Source organism: Alistipes sp. UBA6068 (assembly GCF_949428155.1).
GTDB classification, from domain to species: Bacteria; Bacteroidota; Bacteroidia; order Bacteroidales; family Rikenellaceae; genus Alistipes; species Alistipes muris.
In genome coordinates this window covers 121,307-141,593 of sequence record NZ_CASQFS010000006.1, presented here as the reverse complement: position 1 = coordinate 141,593, position 20,287 = coordinate 121,307, and the positions used below count along the sequence as shown (strand labels likewise).

Below are 20,287 nucleotides of genomic sequence, written 5' to 3'. Positions count from 1 at the left end.
TCAACTAACTATTTAATCTGTATCATATTCAAAATAGAGCGTTCGGCCTTGAGCCGCGTCTGCTCGTCGAGGATGATTTCGGGTGCCTCGTTTTCGAGACACGCCACGATATTTTCGAGCGTCACCATCTTCATGAAACGGCAGTTGTTGCAACCGCATGTCTCGTCGTCGGGCGGCGCAGGAATAAACGTCTTGTCCGGAAAACGCCGCTGCATCTCGGCAAGAATACCCGCTTCGGTAACAACGATAAATTCGGTCGAATCAGTATCTCCGCAATAATCAAGAATAGCTGCGGTAGAACCGACGAAATCGGCAATGTCGAGGATGTAGGCCCGGCACTCGGGATGGGCAACGACCTTGGCCTTAGGATGTTTCTGCTTGAGCTCCAACAGCTTTTCGAGCGAAAATTCCTCGTGAACATGACAGGCACCGTCCCACAGAACCATGTTTTTCCGCCCGGTCAGTTTCTGAATATAAGAGCCCAAATTGCGGTCGGGTCCGAAAATCAACGGCTGGTCGGCCGGAATGGACTGCACGACCTTAAGCGCATTGGAAGATGTACAGCAAATATCCGTCAAGGCTTTGACACCCACCGTCGTATTGACATAGGAAACCACCTTGTGATCGGGATAGCGGGCCTTGAAAGCAGCAAAAGCCGCAGCATCGCACGATTCGGCCAACGAACAGCCCGCTTCAGGGCAAGGTATCAGCACCTTTTTCGAGGGGCAGAGCACCTTTGCCGTCTCCGCCATGAAGTGAACTCCCGCAAAAAGGATGATTTCGGCGTCTATCGTTTGTGCGCGAACCGCAAGCGCAAGGCTGTCGCCCAAAAAATCCGCTGCCGATTGCACTTCCGGGCGTGTATAGTAGTGGGCCAATATGACGGCTTTCTTTTGACGCTTCAATTCGGCAATGCGGGCGAGCAAGCGTGTAGTGGATTGGGTATCCGAAGTTTTTGCGAGGTTCATTTGCGGGTTCGAGTTTTCGGGTTTAGACAGGTTTTATATTTTTCTTTTTTAGTTAATTTAAATAATTATTAAAAAGAATAAATATAATGGCTGTTAGGCGTGTTAATGATATTTCAGAAAAGAATCTTATCAACAGAAGTATATATAGTATTTTTGTGAAAATCATTTATAATCAGATATATAAAACATATTTGAACAACTATTGATAATCACTATAAACAAATTGACAGCGGTTTTTTATAAACAATTTCTCAGTTTCGGTTTTGACAGAAGTACTAATAAATCATCAAAACTTTTTTTGTTCTTTCCGGGAATTCATATACAACGGCCACTTCTGATATTCGCAATTTTTGGGAGAGTAAAGTTATCTCGAATTATTGACGAATTTTCGGTGTATTATACACAGTTTATCGACTGCTTTTTACGGTTTTTTCAACGATTTGCTCTGCTATGTTGCGATACCATTGTTCTACGCGTGCGTCAATACCGACAGCCGGGCGACCCTCTTCGGAACCGTCCATAATGGATTGAACAATAGGAATTTCACCTAAAAAATTGATGTCGTTTTCTTTGGCGAAACGCTGGGCCCCTCCTTTGCCGAAAAGGTAATAACGGTTATCGGGCAATTCTTCGGGAGTGAACCAGGCCATGTTTTCGATTATGCCGGCGATAGGAATACCGACATTCGAGTTGCGGAACATTTCAACTCCGCGGACAACATCGGCGACAGCGATCTGCTGCGGGGTAGAGACAATGACTGCAGAATCTATCTTCAGTTCGCCGATAATTGAGAGGTGGATATCTCCGGTACCCGGGGGAAGATCGCACAGCAGAAAATCGAGCGTTCCCCACTGGGTCTGATGAATCATCTGTTTCAGTGCATTGACTGCCATGGCGCCGCGCCACAACAAGGCGTCGGTGGGCTTGATAAAGAAACCGATGGACATGAGTTTGATGTCCATGGATTCGGCGGGAACGATTCGGTCCATGCCGTCTTCCTGTACAGCGTCGGGCAGATAACCTTCGACACCGAACATTTTAGGCTGTGACGGACCGTAAATATCGGCGTCAAGAATACCGACCCGGAATCCCATGTTGCGCAAGGCAACGGCGAGGTTGGCCGTGACGGTCGATTTTCCGACCCCGCCTTTACCGGATGCGACGGCAATAATATGAGCAATGCCGCCTGTGGTAGTCGAGGTTTTCGGTTCGGGGCGTGGAGGCTGTCCACCCTCTTTGATGACAACCAGAATTTCGGATTGGGGAAAATGCTCTTGCAGAATGGTTTCAACTTGTTTCCGGATTTTTCCGGCGAACGGATCGCGGGTCTTAGCGAAGCGTAATACGATAGTAATTTTGTTCGCTGTGGAAGCGATATGTTCGATAAAACCGTCGGAAACGATGTCTTTTCCGGTTTCGGGATGAACAACAGCCGCAAGCAGCCTTTTGATTTCGTTTTCCATTATTGACAAAAACTTCTATGGACAAAGATAGCGCAAGTCGAGAGCAATGCCAAATTTATTTGGCCATTGCCGAGACGCAGCCTATCTTCTGTAAAGATACGAATAAGCTGAGTGTAATGCCAAATTTATTTGGTGCTGCATGCAGTTCATATTATTTTTGTATAAAACAAAGAATCCTGCAAGATGAAAAATTGGGTTTTTGGATTGTTGGTACTGGCCGGATGCCGGACCGAAAGCGAGGATTTGAAACTTCGCTACGACCGTCCGGCGGAAGTGTGGGAAGAAGCCCTTCCGCTGGGCAACGGCCGGATCGGGGCCATGGTCTTCGGCGGTCCCGAACACGAGTGTTTCCAGTTGAACGAAGAAACGGTGTGGGGCGGCTCGCCTTACAACAATACCAATCCGGCCGCCAAGGATGCCTTGCCCGAAATCCGGCAGCTGATTTTCGAGAGACGAAACCGCGAAGCGCAGGAACTTTGCGGTCCGGCCATCTGTTCGCCGCAGGGTGCCAACGGCATGCCTTATCAGACGGTAGGTTCGCTGTGCCTGGATTTCGAGACCGGAGCGGAGTTTTCCGATTACGAACGGGAGCTGGACCTCGGGCGGGCAGTGGCGGTCACCCGTTTCACGTCGGGCGGTGTGACTTATCGCCGGGAAGCCTTTACTTCGTTTGCGGACCAGTTGCTGATTGTCCGGCTGACGGCTTCCAAAAAGAACAGCATTTCGTTTACGGCCCGGTATGCGACGCCTTACAAGACGAATGTCGTGCGGCATGCCGTTGGAAACGAACTTTGGCTGGAGGGCAGGGCCGATGACCACGAGGGCATCGAGGGCAAGGTGCGGTTTGCCGCCGTGACGCGTATCGAGCCCGTGGGCGGTGAGTTGAAAATATTGTCCGACAGCACTTTGCAGATATGCCATGCCGACGAAGCAATCGTCTATGTTTCGATAGGGACCAATTTCAGAAATTATAAAGACGTGTCGGGCGATGCCCCGGAGCAGGCCCGGAGCCATTTGGCCAATGCAGGGCGCTGTTACCGGAAGGCGCTTCGGGACCACGAAACAATTTACAAGCGTTATTTTCGGCGCGTTTCGCTCGACTTGGGGCGTACGGCGCAGGCCGACAAGCCGACCGACGTGCGGGTCCGCGAATTCGCTTCGGTAGGCGATCCCCAGTTGGCTGCGCTTTATTTCCAGTTCGGACGCTATTTGTTGATAAGTTGTTCGCAGCCGGGCGGGCAGGCGGCCAATCTGCAAGGTATCTGGAACCATCGGCGCCATGCGCCTTGGGACGGGAAATATACCACCGACATCAATGTGGAGATGAATTATTGGCCCGCCGAGGTCACCAACCTGGCCGAGATGCACGAACCCTTCCTCGGTTTGGTCCGTCGGACGGCCGAGCAGGGCCGGGCGGCCGCAGCCATGTACGGCTGCCGGGGTTGGACCTTGCACCACAATACCGATATCTGGTGCTCGACGGGGGCGGTGGACGGCCCCAAATACGGTATCTGGCCCACTTGCAATGCGTGGTTCTGCCAGCACCTGTGGGATCGTTACCTCTTTTCGGGCGACAGGGATTATTTGGCCGAAGTCTATCCCCTAATGCGCGATGCGTGCCTGTTCTATCTTGATTTTCTGGTGACCGAGCCACGGCGCGGTTATTCGGTCGTGGCGCCTTCGTATTCGCCGGAGAACGCGCCGAAAGTGGACGGAAAGCGCGATTTCGTTGTTGTGGCCGGTGCAACGATGGACAATCAGATGGTCTACGACCTTTTTTCCAATACGCTCGACGCGGCCGCAGTCGTGGGCGAGAACCCCGCGTTGACGGATAGTCTGCGGGCGGTGCTGGGTCGTTTGGCTCCCATGCAGGTGGGGCGTTGGGGGCAGTTGCAGGAGTGGCTCGAAGACTGGGACAATCCGCAGGACCGCCATCGCCATGCGTCGCACTTGTGGGGGCTTTATCCGGGGCGTCAGATTACCGGCGCGCATCCAGCGCTGATGCAGGCGGCCCGTACAACGCTGCATGGCCGCGGCGACCATTCGACGGGTTGGTCGATGGGGTGGAAAGTATGTTTCTGGGCGCGGTTGCTCGACGGCAACCATGCTTATAGGTTGATTGCCGAGCAGCTGCATCCGACTTCCGACACCCGGGGGCAGAACGGCGGGACCTATCCCAATCTGTTCGACGCCCACCCTCCTTTCCAGATCGACGGCAATTTCGGCTGTACGGCCGGAATCGCCGAAATGTTGGTGCAGAGCCATGCCGGAGCGGTGCATCTTTTGCCTGCGCTGCCCGACGTATGGGCCCGCGGGTCGGTGAAAGGGCTGCGCTGCCGGGGCGGATTCGTGCTGGACGAAATGACATGGGACGGCGGCCGTCTTCGGAGAGCCGTGTTGACATCGACGGTGGGCGGGGTGCTCCGCATCCGGTCGGCCGTGCCTTTGAAGCTGAACGGCAAGGCGTTGCGGACTGCCGGCACTGCCCCATGTCCGAATCCGTTGTTGCGGGCGCAGACCGTTCTTGCGCCGCTCGTTTCGCCGGAAGCACCCCGGCAGCCGGATGCCGAACACATGGATTTGCTCTACGATGTGGAAACGAAGCCCGGAAAAAGCTATTGTTTTACCGGAGTAGAGGAATGAATGTTACGCCTTATCGAAAAACGATAAATTTTATTTGTTTCTCGAAAAATATGGTTATCTTTGCATACGACAGAGCCGCACAGCAAACTTAAATATATATAGGTATGAATTTCTTCAAAACATTTTTGGCCGGGGTGCTTGCCTTTTTGGTGGGTTCGTTCCTCTCGCTGTTTTTCTGGATTTTTCTGTTCGGAATGATTGCCGGCATGGCTGCGTCGCTGAACGGAGGTCCCGTAACGGTTCGTCCGGGGTCGATTCTCAAAATCGACCTGGCCGAAGAGATCGTCGATTCGCCGTCGACCGATCCCTTTGCCGCCATCGACTGGATGACGATGACTTCGACCAAGCAACTTTCGCTTATCAAGGCGTTGCGGGCCATCGAAACCGCCAAGGACGACGACCGCATCGAGGGTATCTACTTGCGGCTCAACGGCGGAGGCGGAATTTCGGGCTCGGCCATCTTGGAGGAACTGCGCGCCGCGGTGGTCGACTTCAAGGAGAGCGGCAAGTTCGTGGTCTCGTACAACGAAGTCTATTCGCAGGGCCAATACTACTTGGCTTCGGCCGCCGACAGCATCTATCTCCAGCCGCAGGGCGGTATGGACTGGACGGGGCTTTCGTCGACGCTGATGTTCTATAAGGGGTTGTTCGACAAGCTGGACCTCAAGGCCGAAATCTTCCGCCCGACGGTCTGCAAGTACAAGAGTGCCGTGGAGCCCTATATTCTGACCAAGATGTCGGACGCCAACCGCGAGCAGATGCAGCAGCTGGTCAATTCGCTGTGGAAAACCATTGCGGAGGGGGTTGCCGAATCGCGCCGTATCGACCTTGCGGAACTGAACCGCATTGCCGACGGCCTGGAGGTTTCGCTGCCGGAAGAAGCGCTCGAGAAGAAGTTCGTCAACGGACTGCTTTTCGAGGACCAGATGGAAGATGTCTTCGCAGCGCTGGGCGTGGAGACGGACAAGCAGGGCGACTATCGGTTCGTATCGCTGGGCGAATACGCGTCGCAGCTTCCGGCCGATACGAATTTTGCCGCTCCGCAGGTGGCGATTGTCTATGCCGAGGGCGAAATCGTGGACGGTGAAGCGTCGGGCGGTACTATCGGCGGCAACACGATGGCCCGGACACTGGCCGAAGTACGTGAGGACGACGACGTGAAAGCGGTGGTCCTGCGCGTGAATTCGCCGGGCGGCAGCGCGCTGGCTTCGGACCTGATTTGGCGCGAAATGGAACTGCTCCGGGCCGAGAAGCCCGTGGTGGTGTCTATGGGTTCCTATGCGGCGAGCGGCGGTTACTATATTTCGGCTCCGGCCGATGTCATCGTAGCCGACAAGATGACGCTGACGGGTTCCATCGGAGTATTCGGAATGTATATCGACAAAATCGACGCGCTGAAGAACAAGTTGGGCATCACGCTGGACGGCGTGAAAAGCAATGCTTCGGCCGGAGCCGGAACGGTGGCGCCGCTGACGCCGCTGGAACGGGCCGCCGTTATGCGCGGTGTGGACAAGGTCTACGAAACCTTTACGGGCTATGTGGCCGAGGGACGCAACCTGCCCATCGAAAAGGTGCTGGACATCGCCGGGGGCCGCGTATGGTCGGGCGAAGATGCGCTGGGAATCGGTTTGATCGACACCTACGGCGGTCTGAAGACGGCCATTGCGCTGGCAGCCGACAAGGCGGAAATCGGCGGCGACTACCGCGTGGTCGAAAAAGTGGACCAGCCGACGGGCCTTGCGGCGATTCTCGCTTCGCTGGAGGTTCGGGTACGGACGTTGGTATCCGGTTCGCAGCTTGGTGTTCCGGAAGCCGAACTGCGGCAGATGCGCGAAGCGCTGAACCGCCAGGGGGTCATGATGTATTCGCCCTACAAGGTGGAATTGCGATAAGTCGCACGCAGTCGAAATACCGGGCCGCTCCTTTGTCTGAAAGCGGCCCGTATTTTTTGTGGTTGAGGGCGGAATAGGGTATCGGGGGTTTCTCGGCTTGCGCACTTTGTCTGCGCGTCGAAGATATTTTGTTTTTATGCCGACTTGAAAAATACCTTTCGCTTTTCACCTTTCACCTTATTCGATAGGCTGCGTCTCGGCAATGTCCAAATAAATTTGGCATTGCTCTCGACTTGCGCTATCTTTGCATTTATGGCAACGATAAGACTGACAAAAGAATTTTCGTTCGAGGCGGCCCATGCGCTGGAAGGCTACGACGGTCCGTGCCGCGAAATACACGGCCATTCGTACCGTTTGTTTGTGACGGTGAAAGGCGAACCCTCGACTGCCGAGGGCGACCCCAAGTGCGGGATGGTCATGGACTTCGGGGTGCTCAAACGCATCGTGACCGAAGAAATCGTCGGTCGGCTGGACCACACGCTGATTCTGAGGGCGACAGCGGCCAACGAGGAACTGCGTGCGACGCTCGCCCGGCAATTCGGCAATATCGCGGAGGTGGATTACCAGCCCACCTGCGAGAACATGCTGGCCGATTTTGCGCAGCGGATTGCGGCCCGGCTGCCGCAGGGCGTGCAGCTCTGGTCGCTGCGCCTGCACGAAACCGCGACCTCCTTTGCGGAGTGGTTCGCCGAAGACAACCGTCCCGGAGCCTGAGGCCGGGACGCAACCGAAGGGATATGAAAAAACTGTTTCTGGTCGACGCATACGCGTTGATGTTCAAGTATTACTACGCATTTCTGGGACGCCCGATGCGTAACCGCACGGGGATGAATACCTCGGTGGTGTTCGGGTTCGTCAAATTTCTGCGCGACATTCTCAAGCGCGAGCGCCCGGATTTGCTGGGCGTGGCGTTCGACCCCAAGGGGGGCAGCTTCCGCCGCGAAATCTTCACGGACTACAAGGCCAACCGCAGCGAAACGCCCGAGGACATCATCCTTTCGGTGCCCTATGTCAAGCGGGTGCTGGAGGCGATGTGCATCCCGATTCTGGAGGTGGCGGGCTACGAGGCCGACGACGTGATAGGGACCCTTTCGCAGAAGGGTGCCGACGCGGGCTACGACGTTTATATGGTGACGCCCGACAAGGACTACGGTCAGTTGGTGCGCGACAACTGCAAGATTTACAAGCAGAAAGGCACGGACGGAATCGAAATCGTAGACCCTGCGGCCATCCGCGAGAAGTACGGTATCGACGACCCGGTGCTCGTGCGCGACATCCTGGCCCTGTGGGGCGATGCGTCGGACAATATCCCCGGCGTGCCGGGTATCGGCGAGAAAATCGCGTGCAAGCTGGTGCAGGAATGGGGTCCGGTGGAGAACATCCTGGCCAACGTGGCCAGCATTCCGGGCAAGCAGGGCGAGAAAATCGCGGCGTGGGCCGACAATCTGATGTTGGCCAAGAAGCTGACGACTATCTGCTTGGACGTGCCCATCGAGTTCCGCGAGGAAGAATTGACGATGTGCGACCCGCATATCGACGACCTGCGGGCCCTGTTCGCCGAATTGGATTTCAAGTCGTTTCTTGGCGACCTGACCAACGTGGCGCCTGCCGAACCGCTATCGGACGTTCCCCGGCAGGAGGCGCAGCGCCAATTGGCCGAAATGGCCCGGGCGAAGTCGGCGGCGGCCAAAAAGGCGGCGCTGGCGGGGCAGGGCGACCTCTTTGCGGGTCCGGCGGTGCCTGCGGCCGACGCGGTCGTGGAAGAATCGCTGCTTGTGGAAACCGTTCCCGAGCCGGAGCCGCTGCGGACGGCGCTCGACACGTCGCACCTGTATATATTGGCCGACACGCCGGAAGCGGTGCGGCAGGCGGTGGCCGAAATCGAAAAGTATCCCGAATTCTGCTTCGACACCGAGACCACGGGGCTGGATATTTTCACCGACCGGATCGTGGGGCTGTCGCTGGCCGTAAGGGCCCACGAGGCGTGGTATATCCCTTTCAAGGAGGAAAATACGGCGGAGCTGGCGGCTTTGGTGAAGCCGCTTTTCGAGAACGAAAAAATCGATAAGATCGGGCAGAACGTCAAGTTCGACCTGATGGTCCTGCGTCGGCTCGGAATCGCCGTGCGGGGCCGGAAGTTCGACACGATGATTCTGCATTATCTGCTCGACCCGGAATCGCGCCACAACATGAACGCCTTGTCGGAGCGCTATCTGAACTATCGGCCCATCGAAATCGAGACCTTGATAGGCAAGGGCTCCAAGCAGCTGACGATGGACCTGGTGAATGTGGAGCGGGTCAAGGAATATGCGGCGGAGGATGCCGACGTGACCTACCAGCTCAAGCAGAAACTCTATCCGATGGTCGAGGAGCTGGGGTTGCACGACCTCTATTTCCGCATCGAGGAGCCGATGATCGAGGTGCTGGCCGACATCGAAATGGCGGGCGTGCGCATCGACGTCGACGCGCTGGCTGAGTACAGCGTGGAGCTGAGCCGGAAAATCGCGGAGCTGGAAGCCGAAATCCGCCGCGAGGCGGGCGAACCGTCGCTCAACATCAATTCGTCGCGCCAGCTGGGCGAAGTGCTCTTCGGCAGGATGCGCATCGCCGAGAAGCCCAAGATGACCAAAACCAAGCAGTTCTGCACCGATGAGGAGTATCTGCAATCGTTTGCCCACAAGCACCGCATCGTGGCCTTGATACTCGAATACCGCGGGGTCAAGAAACTGCTGTCGACCTATGTGGAGGCGCTGCCCCAGCTGGTGAACCGGGCGACTGGGCGAATCCATACGTCGTTCAATCAGGCCGTTACGGCGACGGGCCGTCTGTCTTCGGCCAACCCCAATCTTCAGAACATTCCGGTCCGCGAGGAGATGGGCCGCCGCATTCGCAAGGCGTTCATCCCTACGGACGAAGAACATGTGTTGCTGTCGGCGGATTACAGCCAGGTGGAGTTGCGGCTGATGGCCCACCTCTCGGGCGACGAATCGCTGATAGCGGCGTTCGAGCACGGCGAGGACATCCACGCGGCGACAGCGGCGCGTCTGTTCGGCAAACGCATCGACGAAGTGACGACAGAAGAGCGCCGCCGGGCCAAGACGGCCAATTTCGGAATCATCTACGGGATTTCAGCGTTCGGCTTGAGCCAGCGGCTCGAAATCCCCCGCAAGGAGGCCCGCGAGCTGATAGAGGGTTATTTCGCGTCGTATCCGAAAGTGAAGGAATACATGGAGCACGTGGTCGAAAAGGCCAAGGAGGAAGGTTTCGTCGCGACGATTTTCGGCCGTCGGCGTTACTTGAACGACATCGCTTCGCACAATGCCGTGGCGCGCGGTCTGGCCGAGCGCAACGCCGTGAACGCTCCGATACAGGGTTCGGCGGCCGACATCATGAAGATAGCGATGATCGAGGCGCACCGCCGTTTTGCGGCCGAGGGAATCCGTTCGCGGGTCATCCTGCAGGTGCACGACGAATTGGTGGTCGACACGCTGATAGCTGAACAAGAGCAGGTTGCACGTATCATCACGGAGAGCATGGAGCAGGCCGCGGCGCTCAAAGTCCGGCTGCTGGCCGAGTGCGGAGCGGGCCGGAACTGGCTGGAAGCACATTGAGTATAAAGTGAAAAGTTAAAGGTGAAACGTGAAAACGAAAATATTCAAGAGCCGTTCATAAGGCGGATTCGGAGCGCACGTTTTTGCCGGATGCAGTCCGCAGGTGCCTCGGTTTCCGTTCAATTGCATTTTTGACCTTTAACTTTTAACCTATAACCTTTAATAGAATGTCCCGTCAAATCACCCTTGTCCTCTCCCCGCGCGAAGCGGCCGACGCCCGATTTTATACGTCGCTGGCGGCCCGTCGGATGGGTGTGGCCGAACGCGACGTGGCATTGGTGCGGGTGGTCAAGCGGTCGATAGACGCGCGGCAGCGCCAGCCGAAAGTCAACCTCACGCTGGAAATTTTCGTCGACGGCGAGCCGACGCCGGGGCCCGTGCATTTCGATTATCCGTCGGTGGCGGGGCGCACGGAGGTGGTTATTGTGGGGGCCGGTCCCGCGGGGTTGTTCGCGGCGCTGCGGCTTATCGAGCTGGGTCTGCGGCCCGTTCTGTTGGAGCGGGGGCGCGACGTCTCGGCCCGCAAGGTCGACATCGCCCGAATCAACCGCAACGGCCGGGTCGACCCCGATTCCAACTACGCGTTCGGCGAGGGTGGTGCGGGGACCTTTTCGGACGGCAAGCTCTTCACCCGCAGCAAGAAACGCGGCGATTACAACAAGGCGCTCCGGACGCTGGTTTTCCACGGCGCGACGCCCGAAATCCTCTACGAAGCCCATCCGCACATCGGCACCGACCGGCTGCCGGGCATCATCCGCAACATCCGCAAGACCATCGTCGATGCGGGCGGCGAGGTGCTTTTCGAGCGGCGGGTGACCGGCCTGATAATCAAGGGCGGGCGGATTTGCGGCGTGGAGTGCGGCGACGAACGGATCGAGGGGGCCGCGGTGGTGCTGGCGACGGGCCACTCGGCGCACGATATTTACGAACTGCTTCACAGGCAGGGGGTCCGGCTCGAAGCCAAGCCCTTTGCGATGGGGGTCCGCATCGAGCATCCGCAGGCGCTCATCGATTCGATTCAGTACCACTGCGCCGAGCGCGGCGAATACCTTCCGGCGGCGGCCTATTCGCTTGTCAGCCAGGAGGGAGGCCGCGGGGTCTACTCGTTCTGCATGTGCCCCGGCGGCTTCATCGTCCCGGCCATGACCGATGCCGCGCAGTCGGTGGTCAACGGCATGTCGCCCAGCGGCCGCACGTCGCCTTATGCCAATTCGGGAATCGTGACGGAGGTAAGGTTCGGCGACTTCGGGCATCTGCGCGCCGAATGGGGCGAGCTGGCGGGACTGAAGTTCCAGCAGCAGTTCGAGGAGCTCGCGCGGCAATACGGCGGCGAGCACCAGATAGCTCCGGCCCAGCGCGTGGCCGATTTCGTGGCCGGGCGTGCGAGCGGTACGCTGCCGTCGACCTCCTATATTCCGGGCATCGTGCCGTCGCGGCTGGACCGTTGGATGCCGCGCTTCATTGCGGAGGGGCTGCGGGCCGGAATCGCGACCTTCGGCCGCCGGATGCGGGGCTTCGTCACCTCCGACGCGGTGGTCGTGGGGGTCGAATCGCGCACCTCGTCGCCCGTCCGCATTCCGCGCGACCCGGCGACGCTGATGCACCCCGACGTCGGCGGTCTGTTCCCGTCGGGCGAGGGTGCAGGCTATGCGGGCGGCATCATTTCGGCGGCGCTCGACGGCGAGCGGATTGCCGACCGGGTGAAAGCATACATTCAATAAGACCGATGATAAGTGAAGAGACTTCGGAACCGGTTGTTTCGATAATCGTTCCGGTTTACAATCTGGAAGCCTACGTCGACCGTTGTCTGGAATCGGTCGCGGGGCAGACGTTCGGCCGTTTCGAGGCCATCGTGGTCGACGACGGTTCGTGCGACGGCTCCTGGGCTGCGATTCAGCGCCACGCCGCTGCCGACGCACGCATCGTGGCGGTTCATAAGGAAAACCAGGGTGTCGCCCGCGCCCGCGAAACGGCGCTTGCCCATGTCCGCGGACGGTATGTCTGTTTCCTGGACGGCGACGACTGGTGGGAGCCCGACATGCTGGAGCGGATGGTGGCGGCCATCGAGGAGGAGGGAGACTGCGATATGGTATGCTGCGGATATACGCGTGTTTCGCGGACCTACCGGACGGCGGTGCCCGAACGAAACTTAGGTGTAATGGACGGTGATGTTTTTTTGCAAAGCGTTGTCGGACATGAAATTATGCCTGCCATGTGGTCCAAGATTTATCGGCGGGAGCTGTTCGGCGAATCGCTTTGCCATTATCCCATGCCGATGGGGCAGGACCTGCTCCTCAATTTGCAGATCGGCTGCCGGGTCGCCCGGGTCCGCACAATCGACTATGTCGGTTACAATTATCTGCAGCGGGCCGGGTCGTCGATTCACCGCAACAAACTGACGTTCGATTACTGTAAGAAGTTTGCGGAGTGCGTGGACGATATTTTCGCGCGGAATGCCGGAGCTGTTGCTCCGGAGCGTGCCGAATTCCTGTCGTTGGTCAGCGGGCTGTGGTGGTACGTAGGCTATATTTCCAAAAGCAGTAACAGCTGGAGAGGCTCGGACGAATTAGCCAGGAAACTGCACGAGATGGCACCGCGTTATCGGAAAGCCTTGCGGACGATTTTTTCGGGTAAGCAGTTGCTGCTTTTCCGGCTCGACCGATGGCGGGCCTTACGCCCGGCGGTCATCGCCCTTTCAACGGTGTTCCGTTGGGGCGAGAGTATCAAACGGCGTTTGTCGCGCTGATAAAAGGGCAGCATGAAGACAGAGAAGCCGATTTTTCAGATTTTTGCTTCCGCGACATGGGGCGGCGGCGAGCAGTTCGTAGCCGATCTTTCCCGGCGGCTGACGGTTGCCAAAGCCGCGCTGGTCCGGCTGCTGGACGACAGGGCCCTGCGCGATGCGATGGGTGCGGCCGGGCGTCGCCATTTTGAAGAAAATCTTGCCTACGAACATTTTTACCGCAAATATCTTGCTCTCTATGCCGGACAAACCGCTTAAGATAGCCTACGAGGCCAAACGCATCACCCACAACGCTACGGGTTTGGGCAACTACGGCCGCACCATCGTGGAGATGCTGGCCCGGTCGGCTCCGCAGAACCGCTATTTGCTCTATACGCCCGACCTCGGGCGGGAAGCCCTGCGCAAACGATTGCCGGAGTGCGAACAGATTGAATTCCGCCTGCCCCGGACCCCGAAACACGGGTTGGCGAAAGCGTGGTGGCGCAGCGCGGGGGTCTGCCGCGAACTTCCGGCCGACGTATCGCTGTTCCATGGGTTGGGGGCGGAGCTGCCGTGGGGGCTGCGCAAGCGGGGCATCCCGTCGGTGGTGACGATTCACGACCTGATATTCCTGCGTTTTCCGGCCTATTACAAGTGGTTCGACCGCCAGATTTATACGTGGAAATACCGTGCGGCTTGTCGGCAGGCCGACCGCATCATTGCCATCAGCGAAGCGACCAAACGCGACATCGTCGATTTTTTCGGCATTGCGCCCGAGAAAATCGACGTGGTTTACCAAGGCTGCGACGAGAGTTTCAAGCGCGAGGTGACGGACGAAACCAAACGGGCGGTGCGTGCGCAATACGGGCTGCCCGAGCGGTATGTGCTGAGTGTGGGGAGTATCGAAGAACGTAAGAACCTGCTGTTGCTTGTGCAGGCGGCGGCCCGGATGACGGAGCCGATTCATATCGTGGCGGTCGGGAAACGGACCCCCTACACGGCTGAAGTAGAGAAATTTGCGGCTGAAAACGGTCTTGCGGAGCGGCTCCACATCTATCACGACGTCAAATTCGCCGACCTCCCGGCGTTCTACCGGATGGCCGAAGTGTTCGTCTATCCTTCGCGTTTCGAGGGGTTCGGCATTCCGATGATCGAAGCGGCGTGCTGCGGCGTGCCGACCGTCGGGGCGACGGGTTCGTGTCTGGAAGAAGCGGGCGGGCCCGATGCGGCCTATGTCGACCCGGACGACCCGCAGGAGCTGGCCGACAAGCTGACGGAGATTCTTGCGGACGAAGAACTGCGCCGCCGGATGACGGAGCGGGGCCGCGCCTACGTAGCCCGGTTCGAGCCCGAAAAGCTGGTCGCCGACCTGCTGGCGGTCTATCGTAAGGTGACGGGTTAGGAATCACTCTTTTATACCGAGCAAGTCGAGGTAGCAGCCGATATATTCGTCGGCGCATTTTTCCCAGTCGAAGCGGTCCGCCCAGTTGCGGATTTGTGCGGCCTTATGTTCGGGGTCGCAGGCGAAGTCGCGCAGCCCTTGCCGGGTGGCTTGAGCCATCGCTTCGGGGGTCAGCTCGGGATAATAGCAGGCATGTTCGCCGCCGACTTCGGGCAGGGAAGTGAGCGTTGAGAGGAAAACCGGCTTGCCGCATTTCATGGCCTCTATGGGCGGCAGTCCGAACCCCTCGCACAATGACGGGAAGCAGAATCCGCAACAACGGGCGTATAAGGCTGCTTTCTGAGCGTCGCTGACATGTTCGAGCGGATATATGTTGTTCAGCTCCAGTTCCTTGATGCGTCCGAGAAGTTTCTGTCCGTAACGGGATTTCCAGTTTCCGACGACGACCAGATTTTCTTCGGGCATGAACGCCATCATTTCAATAAGCAGGTGTGCATTTTTCTTGGGCTGCAAGCTGGAAAGATGCAGCAGAAAACGGTCGGGAAGTTCCGGCGGCAGTTCGGTGCCCGGGTCGGGAGCGCTGAAAGCGACCCCGTTGTAGATTGTGCGGCAGGGTTGTTCGGGTGCGAAGTGCGCTTCGACGTCCTTGCGTGTGAACTGCGAAATGTAGACCAGTTGATCCGCATGGGCCAGTCTTGAACGGAAGCCATGCGCGTAACGCAGCTGTTTGGCTCCCTTTTTTTCGTAGATGAAATTGATGTCGTGGACCGTGAGCAGGTTCCGACGCGCAAAAAGCATGTAGCGGATGTGCGAGGACTGGTGCGTAATGTGGCAAAGGTCCATGCGCATGGGCCAGAAGCGGATAATCCGGCGGATGGAACGGGGCACTTCGATATAGGCGACGTCCGGGCCGAAGCAGCCTTTGAATCCTCGCGGAACGATGAAACAGAACCGGATGCCGTATCGGTCGTGCAGTTCGGCCGCCTGAGTGGCGATATGCGATGCCAGCCGATAGGCGAATTCGCCCAGGCCGACATGGCGGTTTCTTATTTCGAGCAGTTCGACGGCTATTTTTCGTTGGGGTTTCATAGTCGGGCCGGATTGAAAGAGCGTATAAAGGTAGGTATAATACGCCTATGAACAAAATGGTGGGGTGATGCGGACGCGACGGTTTGACGGCCGTATGTGTCAATCGGGTGTTCGGGCGACTGGTTCGGGGAAAATTGCCGGGGAATACAGCATGCGATATGGGATGTGTAATATATTGTTTTATAATTTGTTGTGTTGTTTATTCGGAGTTGGTAAGAGTGTTTTTATTAAATTTTCTGAAAAAAATCGCAAAAAAATTTAATAAAAACTTGCGCGGTTCGATTTTTCGCCTTATCTTTGCAGTGAAGTTTTAAGGTTCATTTAGGTTAGTAGTTTTAGGTTGGTTGAGGAAATCGGCAGGTTGCAGTAGGGAGACTGCTGCTAAGACTTCGAGGGCGGTGCTCGTCCGAGGGGTCGAATACCTCCGATTCACCCTCGTTTTTCGGTGGGGTGGTTCCCGCTGAAAAAAGGTCCGGATCGCAAGATCCCGGACCTTTTTTGTTTGTGCGGCCTTCCGGCCTGCGGAAGCGAGTATCAGAGCGCCTCCAGCTCCTCGTGCGTAACTTCGACGTCGATTTCGCCGTTGGCGTAGCAGGCGATTTCGTAGGGGTTGTAGTGGAAGATCATCCCCTCGGGCGTGATGCGGAAATTGTCGGTCACCGATATGTAGTCGGGGAAGAAGCCTGCGGCGGAGAGTTCTTCGTCGTTGGCGGCGTTGTAGGTCTGGCAGAGCTTCGTGCGGATCAGTGCCTGCAAGGGCTCCATCTTCTCCTCGCCGAGGAGGTCGGCGGCCGACAGCTCGTAGCCGTCGGCGAGCGAATAGGTGTGGTATTCAGTGGAATACATGCCGTGGGCACCGCCGAGGTAGCTGGACCTGTAAATCATGTAGCAGAGCAGCGTGTCGACGACCGAACCTTCGCTTTCGACCGAAATTTCGTATTCGGCTTTCCGTTCGGGACGGAGCGATTCGGGCAGCGTCAGCTGTTGGTCGGTCTGCCGGAGCGATTCGGCGATGGCCGCGGCGGCCGGACCCTCGAAGTCTTCCAGCTCGAAGAAATAATTGATGTTGCTCTGCTCGATAGCTTGCAGGGCTTCGGACTTGCGGGCGTTGGCGATGGTCGCGAAACGGTAATCCACCTGACAGTCGTAGGTGGGCCGGACAAGAAGCGTATCGAGTACCGAGGCGGTGAAACGGGGTTTCACGGGACGGTCGGAGCAGGCGGTCGAAGCGGCGACAAGAAGCGCGGCAGCGAGAATGCGGGATGTTTTCATGGGCGCACGATTTTGCGGAACGGTCGTTGCGGGGTTGTTCGGGCTGTGCCGGAGTTCGGTACAGCCGCCCGAACGGGACCGTTCCGAATGTAAATATAGACAAAAAGCAGGGAAAAAGAAACCCGCCGCGAAAAATTTTGTACAATGGAGTGCAAAAATTTTGCAGTTTGCCGAATTCGCGCTATCTTTGCCCCAGCAAAATCATCCGGTGGATTCATCTAAGGGTTAGGATACATGCCTCTCACGCATGACATAGGGGTTCGAATCCCCTATCCACTACCAATCGGGTTCCGGTCTTACGCAAGTTAGGACCGGAATTTTTGTTTTGGGGAGCCCGGGTGCTGAAAGGGCGGCAGGCAAATAAAAAACGAGGAGAACGATTTCTCCTCGTTTTTCGTTGTTTTGGGAAACAGGTTTATTTCCCGAAGCCCTTGCCGATGGCCAGGAAGTCATCGGCCTTGAGGGCAGCACCGCCGATCAGACCGCCGTCCACATCTTCCTTGGCGAAGATTTCGGCCGCGTTGGAGGGCTTGCACGAGCCGCCGTAGAGGATGGCGCACTCGGCAGCGGCAGCGCCGAACTTGTCGGCCAGCACCTTGCGGATGTAGGCATGGATTTCTTGTGCCTGCTCGGCCGTGGCGGTCTTGCCCGTACCGATGGCCCAGACGGGTTCATAGGCGATGACCAGATTCTTGAACTGCTCGGCCGTGAGGTTGTAGACCACTTCCTCGATTTGCTTCTTCACGACGTCGAAGTGCTTGCCGGCCTCGCGTTCGTCGAGGTTCTCGCCCACGCAATAGATGGGGGTCAGCCCGTTGGCGTAGACCTGCGTCATCTTCTTGTTGAGGGTTTCGGAAGTCTCGCCGTAGTATTGGCGACGCTCCGAGTGGCCCAGGATGACATACTTGCAGCCCAGCGCTGCAATCATCGAGGCTGCCACTTCGCCCGTGTAGGCGCCTTTTTCCTCGGCGGCGCAGTTCTGCGCGCCCAGCGCGATGTCCGAGCCCTTGAGCGCTTCGGCTACCGTCGACAGGTGGGTGAACGGCGGGCAGACGATGAAGTCCACGCACTTGCACACTTCGCCGCGGCCTGCGGCAACCCCTTTGGCCAGTTCCACGCCCTCGGCCGGAAGCGTGTTCATCTTCCAGTTGCCGGCTACGATTTTCTTTCTCATGTTCGGTTTGTTTTTATAGATTATGTTGTATACGATTGCAGTCAATAGCACCCATGCGAGCAGGAGGAGCAGTTTCAGCATGAACCGTTTGCCGGGATGCCCCGCATCGTCCGTGAGCGGAAAGATCAGCCCCGCGAGAAGGGGTACGGCATAGGTCCATAACAGCATCCGGTTCCGGCGCTTCGGTGTCATTCGGGGCAGCACCCGCCGCAACGACAGCCACCAGACGAAAATCAGGAGAGCCGCAGCGAGCGCCATCCACACCGTGCCAAGCGTCGCACCGTTGATCGTGGACATAGGCTATTCCTCGCACCACTTTTTGACCTCCTCCATCGAGGGGGCTTTCAGACCGAGCTTGTTCTTCTTGTTGAACCCGCAGAGGTCGTTGAAGAACTTGCCTGCCGAGAGCTTGCGGAGCGAATCGACCGTCAGATAACCCATCTTCTGGATGACGGGCACCCATTCCTCGGGCACGCCGATTTCGATGTACTTCTCGGCCGGGTCGCTGACGGCTTTCTTTTCGGGGCGCATCTGCGGGAAGAACAGCACGTCCTGGATGGAGGTCTGCCCCGTCATGAACATCGTCAGGCGGTCGATGCCGATACCCATGCCCGAGCACGAGGGCATGCCGTATTCGAGCGCACGGACGAAATCCATGTCGATGAACATCGCTTCGTCGTCGCCCTTTTCCGAGAGGCGCAGCTGTTCCTGGAAGCGTTCGAGCTGGTCGATGGGGTCGTTCAGCTCGGAGTAGGCGTTGCAGAGTTCCTTGCCGTTGACGAACAGCTCGAAGCGTTCGGTCAGGTCGGGATTTTCGCGGTGGCGCTTGCTCAGGGGCGACATCTCGATGGGGTAGTCGCAAAGGAAAGTCGGCTGGATCAGCTCTGCTTCGCAGTATTGCCCGAAAATGGCGTCGATGAGCTTGCCTTTGCCCATCGTGTCGTCGATTTCGACGTTGAGCCGCTTGCAGGCTTCGCGCAGCTGTTCTTCGCTTTGGCCCGTGATGTCGTAGCCCGTCTTTTCGCGGATGAGGTCGGTCATCGTCACACGGCGGAACGGCGCCTTGAACGACACGGCCTTGCCGTCGATGGTCAGTTCCGTGGTCCCGTTGGTGGCCATAGCCACCCGTTCGAGCATCTGTTCGGTGAATTCCATCATCCACAGATAGTCCTTGTAGGCCACATAAATCTCCATGCACGTGAATTCGGGGTTGTGCGTGCGGTCCATGCCTTCGTTGCGGAAGTTCTTGCCGAATTCGTAGACGCCGTCGAAGCCCCCGACAATCAGTTTCTTAAGGTAGAGTTCGGTGGCGATGCGCAGGTAGAGGTCGATGTCCAGCGAGTTGTGGTGCGTGATGAACGGCCGGGCCGAAGCGCCGCCCGGAATGGGCTGGAGAATGGGGGTCTCGACTTCGATGTAGCCGCGTTCGTTGAAGAAGTCGCGCATCGTGGCCATGATTTTGGCCCGCTTGACGAACGTCTCCTTGACCTGCGGATTGACAATCAGGTCGAGGTAGCGCTGGCGGTAGCGGATTTCGGGGTCGGTGAAGGCGTCGAACGTCTTGCCGTCCTTTTCCTTGACCACCGGAAGCGGCCGCACCGACTTCGACAGCACGGTGAACTTGCGGCAGTGGACCGACAGCTCGCCCGTGTTGGTGTGGAACGCGAAGCCCTCTACGCCGATGAAGTCGCCGATGTCGAGCAGTTTCTTGAAGACCGTGTTGTAGAGCGTCGGGTCGCCCTCGGGGCAGATGTCGTCGCGGCGGATGTAGACCTGGATGCGGCCCGTGTGGTCCTGGAGCTCGAAGAACGACGCGCTGCCCATGATGCGGCGCGACATGATGCGTCCGGCGATGCGGACCTCCTGGAAATTGCCCTTGGCAGGGTCGAAGCCCCCGGCGATTTCACGGGCCGTAGCCGTCACCTCGTAACGGGCGGCGGGGTAGGGTTCGATGCCCAACTCGCGCAGCGCGGCGAGCGACTGCCGCCGGAGCTGTTCCTGTTCACTGAGTTCGATGGTCATGTGTATGTCGTTTTTATGTTGTCGGTTTA

General features: G+C 57.7%; 14 protein-coding genes and 1 tRNA gene. 9 read left to right on the top strand and 6 right to left on the bottom strand.

Annotated features, from left to right (window positions below; all coding sequences use genetic code 11):
- Positions 1-8: 8 nt before the first annotated feature.
- Positions 9-968: a quinolinate synthase NadA gene (nadA, locus tag QVG21_RS05140; RefSeq protein ID WP_287922798.1), complete on the bottom strand. Its 960-nt coding sequence runs from the start codon at positions 966-968 to the stop codon at positions 9-11.
- Positions 969-1,375: 407 nt separating this feature from the next.
- On the bottom strand, positions 1,376-2,431 hold the full coding sequence (locus QVG21_RS05135; RefSeq protein WP_287922796.1) for an Mrp/NBP35 family ATP-binding protein: 1,056 nt from the start codon (positions 2,429-2,431) through the stop codon (positions 1,376-1,378).
- 183 nt (positions 2,432-2,614) lie between these two features.
- Here QVG21_RS05135 and QVG21_RS05130 point away from each other — a divergent pair, with 183 nt between their 5' ends.
- The 8 genes from QVG21_RS05130 to QVG21_RS05095 all read left to right on the top strand — a co-directional run bounded on the left by QVG21_RS05130 (position 2,615) and on the right by QVG21_RS05095 (position 14,701).
- Positions 2,615-5,074 (top strand): glycoside hydrolase family 95 protein, encoded by a 2,460-nt coding sequence (locus QVG21_RS05130; protein WP_287922794.1) that lies wholly within the window; start codon positions 2,615-2,617, stop codon positions 5,072-5,074.
- A 104-nt stretch (positions 5,075-5,178) separates the two neighbouring features.
- Positions 5,179-6,966 carry a signal peptide peptidase SppA gene (gene sppA / locus QVG21_RS05125; RefSeq protein ID WP_287922792.1) on the top strand — a complete coding sequence of 596 codons (1,788 nt, stop codon included), beginning with the start codon at positions 5,179-5,181 and terminating at the stop codon, positions 6,964-6,966.
- A gap of 252 nt (positions 6,967-7,218) precedes the next feature.
- Entirely contained in the window at positions 7,219-7,680 is a 462-nt protein-coding gene (locus tag QVG21_RS05120; RefSeq protein WP_287922790.1) for a 6-pyruvoyl trahydropterin synthase family protein, read from the top strand.
- A 23-nt stretch (positions 7,681-7,703) separates the two neighbouring features.
- A complete protein-coding gene (gene polA, locus QVG21_RS05115; RefSeq protein WP_287922788.1) occupies positions 7,704-10,577 on the top strand; it encodes a DNA polymerase I in 2,874 nt (957 codons plus the stop codon).
- Between the two features lie 167 nt (positions 10,578-10,744).
- Entirely contained in the window at positions 10,745-12,298 is a 1,554-nt protein-coding gene (locus QVG21_RS05110; RefSeq protein WP_287922786.1) for an NAD(P)/FAD-dependent oxidoreductase, read from the top strand.
- 5 nt (positions 12,299-12,303) lie between these two features.
- Positions 12,304-13,323, top strand: a complete 1,020-nt coding sequence (locus QVG21_RS05105; protein ID WP_287922784.1) for a glycosyltransferase family 2 protein — start codon at positions 12,304-12,306, stop codon at positions 13,321-13,323.
- A 12-nt stretch (positions 13,324-13,335) separates the two neighbouring features.
- On the top strand, positions 13,336-13,578 hold the full coding sequence (locus tag QVG21_RS05100) for a glycosyltransferase (RefSeq protein WP_287922782.1): 243 nt from the start codon (positions 13,336-13,338) through the stop codon (positions 13,576-13,578).
- Positions 13,559-14,701, top strand: coding sequence for a glycosyltransferase family 4 protein (locus QVG21_RS05095; protein WP_287922780.1), 1,143 nt, complete (start codon positions 13,559-13,561; stop codon positions 14,699-14,701). Before QVG21_RS05100 ends, QVG21_RS05095 begins: the two co-directional genes overlap by 20 nt.
- Before the next feature lie 3 nt (positions 14,702-14,704).
- Here QVG21_RS05095 and QVG21_RS05090 read toward each other — a convergent pair whose 3' ends face one another.
- Together QVG21_RS05090 and QVG21_RS05085 are read right to left on the bottom strand one after the other, a co-directional pair.
- Complete coding sequence (locus QVG21_RS05090) at positions 14,705-15,790, bottom strand: glycosyltransferase family 4 protein (RefSeq protein ID WP_287922778.1); 1,086 nt, start codon at positions 15,788-15,790, stop codon at positions 14,705-14,707.
- Between the two features lie 534 nt (positions 15,791-16,324).
- Positions 16,325-17,062, bottom strand: coding sequence for an RsiV family protein (locus tag QVG21_RS05085; protein WP_251215108.1), 738 nt, complete (start codon positions 17,060-17,062; stop codon positions 16,325-16,327).
- Positions 17,063-17,269: 207 nt separating this feature from the next.
- On the opposite strand from QVG21_RS05085, the gene QVG21_RS05080 reads away from it, so the two are divergent.
- Positions 17,270-17,344 (top strand) — tRNA-Glu (locus QVG21_RS05080).
- 133 nt (positions 17,345-17,477) lie between these two features.
- On the opposite strand, the gene tpiA is transcribed toward QVG21_RS05080, so the two are convergent.
- Entirely contained in the window at positions 17,478-18,236 is a 759-nt protein-coding gene (tpiA, locus tag QVG21_RS05075) for a triose-phosphate isomerase (protein WP_287922823.1), read from the bottom strand.
- A gap of 300 nt (positions 18,237-18,536) precedes the next feature.
- A complete protein-coding gene (lysS, locus tag QVG21_RS05070; RefSeq protein WP_287922776.1) occupies positions 18,537-20,258 on the bottom strand; it encodes a lysine--tRNA ligase in 1,722 nt (573 codons plus the stop codon).
- Positions 20,259-20,287: the final 29 nt, after the last annotated feature.